This is a genomic window from Persicitalea sp. (assembly GCF_041751555.1).
Taxonomy (GTDB): domain Bacteria; phylum Bacteroidota; class Bacteroidia; order Cytophagales; family Spirosomataceae; genus Persicitalea.
In genome coordinates, this window is the sequence record NZ_JBGSXF010000304.1 from 1 (window position 1) to 5,646 (window position 5,646).

General features: G+C 52.9%; 6 protein-coding genes. 4 read left to right on the forward strand and 2 right to left on the reverse strand.

What is annotated here, in order from left to right; translation table 11 throughout:
- Positions 1–35 precede the first annotated feature (35 nt).
- Complete coding sequence (locus tag ACEW8P_RS10875; RefSeq protein WP_373513112.1) at positions 36–1,187, forward strand: cysteine desulfurase family protein; 1,152 nt, start codon at positions 36–38, stop codon at positions 1,185–1,187.
- Between the two features lie 15 nt (positions 1,188–1,202).
- Here the strand turns inward: ACEW8P_RS10875 and ACEW8P_RS10880 are convergent, their stop codons facing one another.
- Together ACEW8P_RS10880 and tpiA are read right to left on the reverse strand one after the other, a co-directional pair.
- Positions 1,203–2,039: a fumarylacetoacetate hydrolase family protein gene (locus ACEW8P_RS10880; RefSeq protein ID WP_373513107.1), complete on the reverse strand. Its 837-nt coding sequence runs from the start codon at positions 2,037–2,039 to the stop codon at positions 1,203–1,205.
- A 9-nt stretch (positions 2,040–2,048) separates the two neighbouring features.
- The gene (tpiA, locus tag ACEW8P_RS10885; protein ID WP_373513108.1) at positions 2,049–2,810 is read right to left on the reverse strand and encodes a triose-phosphate isomerase; all 762 of its coding nucleotides are present in this window, start codon (positions 2,808–2,810) and stop codon (positions 2,049–2,051) included.
- Between the two features lie 187 nt (positions 2,811–2,997).
- Between tpiA and ACEW8P_RS10890 the strand changes: the two genes are divergently transcribed.
- The 3 genes from ACEW8P_RS10890 to deoC all read left to right on the forward strand — a co-directional run.
- Positions 2,998–4,272: an aspartyl protease family protein gene (locus ACEW8P_RS10890; protein ID WP_373513109.1), complete on the forward strand. Its 1,275-nt coding sequence runs from the start codon at positions 2,998–3,000 to the stop codon at positions 4,270–4,272.
- 109 nt (positions 4,273–4,381) lie between these two features.
- Complete coding sequence (locus ACEW8P_RS10895; protein WP_373513110.1) at positions 4,382–5,089, forward strand: GntR family transcriptional regulator; 708 nt, start codon at positions 4,382–4,384, stop codon at positions 5,087–5,089.
- Positions 5,090–5,208: 119 nt separating this feature from the next.
- The coding region (gene deoC, locus ACEW8P_RS10900) for a deoxyribose-phosphate aldolase (protein ID WP_373513111.1) at positions 5,209–5,646 on the forward strand (438 nt) is incomplete at its 3' end.

Below are 5,646 nucleotides of genomic sequence, written 5' to 3' on the forward strand. Positions count from 1 at the left end.
TCCTTTTATCCATCCTCATTTCCTCATTCAAAACCTTGACCCCACCCATTTACCTCGACTACAACGCTACCACACCCGTTGACCAGCGAGTGCTGAAAGAGATGATGACCTGGTTCACGGAGCGGTTCGGCAATGCCGCCAGCCGTACGCATCTCTACGGTTGGGAAGCCGCCGAGGCCGTAGCCGATGCCTGGCAGCAGGTAGCCAAATTGATTGGCGCGACGGAGAAAGAAATCATATTTACCAGCGGGGCTACTGAATCAAATAACTTAGCTCTGAAAGGTGCTTACGAAGCTGCCGGAGCCGAACGTCGTCACATCGTCACCGTAGTTACCGAGCACAAGGCCGTGCTGGACGCCTGTCAGCACCTCGAAGCCCTTGGGGCCGAAGTGACCTACCTGACGCCTGCTCCCGACGGCCTCATCTATCTCCAGCAAATAGAAAATGCCCTGCGGCCTGACACGTTGCTGGTGTCGGTGATGTACGCCAATAACGAAATCGGTGTCATCCAGCCAATTGCCGACATTGGGGCCCTTTGCCGGGCGCACGGCGTACTGTTTCATACCGACGCCACACAGGCGGCGGGCAAAATCACTATTGGCGTAGAATATGACTGCGTGGATCTGCTAAGCCTGTCGGCGCACAAATTGTACGGTCCGAAAGGAATCGGAGCGCTGTACGTGCGTAAGGGTACCCACCTTATTGCTCAGTTGGATGGCGGCCGTCACGAGCGGGGGTTGCGGTCGGGGACGCTGAATGTGCCGGGTATCGTGGGCCTGGGTAAGGCTTGCCATTTGGCGGCGGCCGCTATGCTCTCGGAGCGCGAAATGCTGAGAACGTTGCGCGACAAACTGGAAAACGAAATAGTAGAAACGGTACCGGACACGCACGTCAATGGCAACCGGGAAAGGCGGCTGCCGCAGACGACCAACATTTCCTTCGGGGGCGTGGATGGCGAAGCGCTGCTGATGGCCCTGAACCGAATCGCAGTAGCCAATGGCTCTGCCTGTACTTCGGCTTTGGTGGAGCCCTCCTATGTGTTAAAGGCCCTGGGCGTCCCCGACGATTTGGCCCACGCCTCGGTGCGCTTCAGTCTGGGACGCTTCACAAAGGACGAAGAAATCGCGGAGGCCGTGCAGCACGTTCAGGAAGTAGTGGCGCGACTGCGGGAAACTACCTTAAATTGAGTTTTTCTTGAAAAACTACCCCACCGTATTTACCAGCGTTCCGATCGGCTCGATGGTAATGTAGATTTTATCGCCCGATTTTAATGTGAATTCTGAAGGCGGAATGATGCCCGTCCCTGTCATGAGATACACACCCGTGGGAAAAGCCATTTCGCGGAATAGGAAGCCGAGCAATTCATCGGGTTTTCGCTTCATTTGGGAAAGCAGCACGGTGTTCCCGAAAACCTCCTCACCTTTGCGGATGATGGCGATGCTAATTTCGGTTTCAGGGGAAAGGGGCTCGGCGGTAACGTAAAGGCAAGGGCCAAGAGCCGCGCTGCCGTCGTACGATTTTGCCTGCGGTAGATACAGCGGGTTTTCTCCCTCGATGCTGCGCGAACTCATGTCGTTGCCGATGGTGTAGCCCACGAGTTTTCCGGAGGAAGTGGCGAAAAGCGTCAGTTCGGGTTCGGGAACGTCCCAGCCGGAATCTTTACGGATGCGTACTTCTCCCGAGCCGCCTACGACTCGCCAGGCGTTGGACTTGAAAAAGAGTTCAGGCCGCTCGGCGGAATAGACGCGGTCATAAAAACTACCGCCACCTGCTTTTTCCGACTCCTCCATGCGGGCCTCGCGGCTGCGGAAGTAAGTTACGCCCGACGCCCATACTTCCTGTGTGCCAATAGGCGCCACTACTTCGGGCATGGGTGAGCCGTCGTTAAAGGGTAGTAACAACAAACTTTCGGTTTGGGTGATGAGCCAGTCGTGCAGTTCGTCGCGGTTCACGACGGTGTCCCAATCGCTTTCGTGAAGGCGGTAGTACTGGTTTTCTTTTTCCAGTAAGATACCGTGGAGAGTTCGGTAGAGTTTCATGGTTATCTATTATCTTGCTTTTACAATTTCGGTAAAGTCGCGGGACTTGAGAGATGCCCCCCCTACGAGTCCACCGTCCACGTCGGGGTTGGCGAAAAGCTCGGCGGCATTGGCGGCACCAACGCTGCCACCATAGAGAATGCTGATCTCGTCGGCTACTTCTTTGCCGTATTTTTCGGCCAAGTGGGCGCGGAGAGCGGCGTGCATTTCCTGGGCTTGTTCGGCGCTGGCAGTCAGGCCGGTGCCGATGGCCCAGATGGGTTCGTAAGCGATAACTACGGAAGTCAGTTGCTCGGCACTAAGGTGAAAAAGGCTTTCAGTAATTTGATTTTTTACAAAACCGATGTAGTCCTCATTCTGTCGCTGATCCAGCGACTCTCCGCAGCAGAAAATCGGCGTCAGACCATTTTCCAAAGCAATGTTCACCTTCTCGGCCAACTGCGCGTTGGTTTCGCTGAAGTACTGGCGTCGCTCACTGTGGCCGATGATGACATTTGGGATATCAATGGCTTTCAGCATTGGTGCCGAAATCTCGCCCGTATAGGCACCCGACGTTTTTTCGTGGCAATTCTGCGCGCCCAGCGAAATCCTGTTTACGCCTTCGATGTGTTTTTTCAAAGTCGTTAGGTACAGAGCGGGTACACAGAGAATGACCTCTACCTCGCCCGAAACTTCATCTTTGATCATATTTACAACCTCTGAGGTCAGCGCGACGGCCTCATCGAGCGTCTTATTCATTTTCCAGTTACCGGCTACTATCTTCTTACGCATGTTTTGGCGGGGAATTTGTGGTTTTAGGGTTGATTGAAGTTCAAATCTAGCATTTTTTCACCCAAACATCGGAAATACAGCTTAGCGAGAACATTATTAATAGTATTTTGACACTAAATAAGTTTAATTTGTGTTTAATCAAGACCAAATTCCGTAACCTTGTTAACTGTAACGGATTGAGGAGATTATGAGAAAAAAGGAGTACTATATCGTCGTTTTGCTGGGACTACTGTTGGGTAGTTCAGGCGGCGTGTTCGCTCAAAAGACGGAAGTATGGGAACCTGCTGATAAATTCGGCTTTTTTCTGGAAGGCAAGCGAAAGGTAACGCGCGTACCCTTTCAATTTCACTCCAATCTTATTATAGTTCCCGTCCAGATCAACGATTCCGACACACTACGGTTTATTCTGGACACGGGCGTAAGTACCACGCTCATCACCGACCCAAAAGCCATTAGCCAGCAAAATTTAGAACTCACACGCCCCGTGGTTCTCAGTGGAGCGGGGGAGGGACAGTCTGTTTCAGCCCACGTGGCGCTTGATAATTCATTGTCGATGCTGCGCATGAAGGCCAACCATCAAAATCTGCTGATTCTGGACGAGGACTTCCTGCACTTGTCGGAGTACGTGGGCGTTCCGGTTCACGGCATTTTTGGCTACGAGATTTTCAACAACTTCGTCGTCACCATCGACTTCAACCGTAAGGAGTTAATCCTGGAAAAACCTGACCGATACAAATACCGCAAGCGGAAAGGCGAGAAGTACCCTATTTCCATCGAAGACACCAAGCCCTTCACCGACGCCGTGGCGCTCTTTGCCGATGGCCGCGAACATCCCATCCGCGTCATCATCGACACTGGGGCAGGACACGCACTTTTTCTCGACAAAACAGACGATAACACCATTCCGTTACCCGAAAAGGTGATCCGCACCCAACTGGGTCGGGGACTCAACGGCGTTATCAACGGTAGTTTGGGGCGTATCGAACGTATCAAGTTCGGCCGCTTCGAGCTGGAGAATATCGTGGCGTCTTTTCCCGACAGCACTTCCTTCGGAGTCAAACTACCCGATCGTCAGGAACGGCAGGGCAATGTGGGTTGCGAGCTGCTGCGCCGCTTCAAGATTACGATGAATTACCAGGGCCGCTACATGGTATTGAAACCTGTCAAGCGCAAGATGCGCGAGTCGTTCGAACACGACATGAGTGGTCTGGAAGTGATGGCGACGGGTGCCAAGCTACACGACTACTTTGTGCGGGCGGTGGCAAAAGAATCCCCCGCGCACCGCGCCGGGCTAGCCGAAGGTGACCAGATTATGTTTGTCAATGATCGTGCGGCGGCGGACATCAGCATCAGCGAAATTTACAAAATGCTCCAGAAAGGCGACGGTCGCGAGGTAGAGCTCCTAATCAAGCGCGAGGGCAGGATTTTCTTCGCCCGTTTTTTACTGCACCGCATGATTTGACCGGGGCTTCTCCAGCCTGATTCTGGGAAGCCTAACCACCATTTCGGATTTCTATACTTGTATATAGATCATATACTTGTAATATTGCGCCTTGCCTTAGCCCCGAACGATGGAAACCGCGCATTACCAAAAACTCTACGCCCTGCTGAAAAGCCAAATTCAGGTGGGGAACTACAAAGAGGGAGACTTGCTTCCTTCGGAAAATGAACTGAGCGCCAGGCACAAAATTGCCCGCATGACGGTTCGCCGGGCTTTGCAGGAATTGGTGAGTGAGGGCTATATTCGAAAAGTAAAAGGCAAGGGCAGCATCGTGAGCGCCACACGGCAGTCGCTGGGACTGCTGTCATTCAAGGGGTTTTCGGAGGTAGTTGGGGTCGAGCACGAAGCCCGAACCGTCATGCTGCGCGAACCAGAGGCCATTGCCTGGCCGGAAGGCTTTTTCTACAAACTGGAAAAGAAGGAGCAAAAGGCGGGCTGCATCACCTTCGAGCGCATTCGTTACGTGGATCAGGATCCGGTGTTGCTGGAATGCAGCTATCTGCCTAACTTGCAGCTCGACGATTTTTGCCAGAGGCCACTGCTCGGCGGCTCGCTTTTCAAGACTCTCAGCGTCCGCCACCAAATCGACATTCAGAGCTTCGAACAGGATATCCGAGCCGTGCTGGCCGACGAAGGTACGGCACGTCATTTCGAGATAAAACCCATGACCCCACTCGTTCAGATCTACCGCCGCTACCACACCAGCGTTCCGGATTTTCATGTGTATAGTCTCACGTTTTGTAATACGGAGAAATATACGATCAGTAATTATCAATGAAAATCAATTTTGAATAAGAGATTTAGTGAATGAGTGAATAGAAAGTTAGCTGGCGAAAGCAATATTCACTCATTCACTAAATCTCTCATTCACTAATTAAAGCCCAAACGCTACCCTGCATGAACCTAGTCCTCCAACTCGCTAAGATGATCGATCACTCGTTGCTGCACCCGACGATGACCGACGATGATTTGAAAAAAGGCTGCGCCATTGCCCGGCAATACGACGTCGCCTCGGTGTGCATCAAGCCTTACGCCATCGCTCAGGCCGTGGAATGGCTGCGCGGCTCCGATGTGCTGGTGGGAACCGTCATCGGTTTTCCGCACGGGAACAGCGCCACGGGCATCAAAGTCGCCGAAACGATTCAGGCTTGCCGCGACGGGGCCGTCGAGATCGATATGGTCGTCAATATCGGGAAAGTGCTGGGCGGTGATTGGGACTATGTCCGCGATGAGATCAAGGCCGTGACCGAAGCCACCCACGCCGAAGGCGCGATCGTGAAAGTGATATTTGAAAACGACTATCTACCCGACGACGCTTCCAAAATTCGCCTCTGT

Coding starts and splice junctions, on each gene's coding strand:
- ACEW8P_RS10895 (WP_373513110.1), top strand. CDS start 4,382: ATGGAAACCGCGCATTACCAAAAACTCTACGCCCTGCTGAAAAGCCAA.
- ACEW8P_RS10890 (WP_373513109.1), top strand. CDS start 2,998: ATGAGAAAAAAGGAGTACTATATCGTCGTTTTGCTGGGACTACTGTTG.
- ACEW8P_RS10880 (WP_373513107.1), bottom strand. CDS start 2,039: ATGAAACTCTACCGAACTCTCCACGGTATCTTACTGGAAAAAGAAAAC.
- tpiA (WP_373513108.1), bottom strand. CDS start 2,810: ATGCGTAAGAAGATAGTAGCCGGTAACTGGAAAATGAATAAGACGCTC.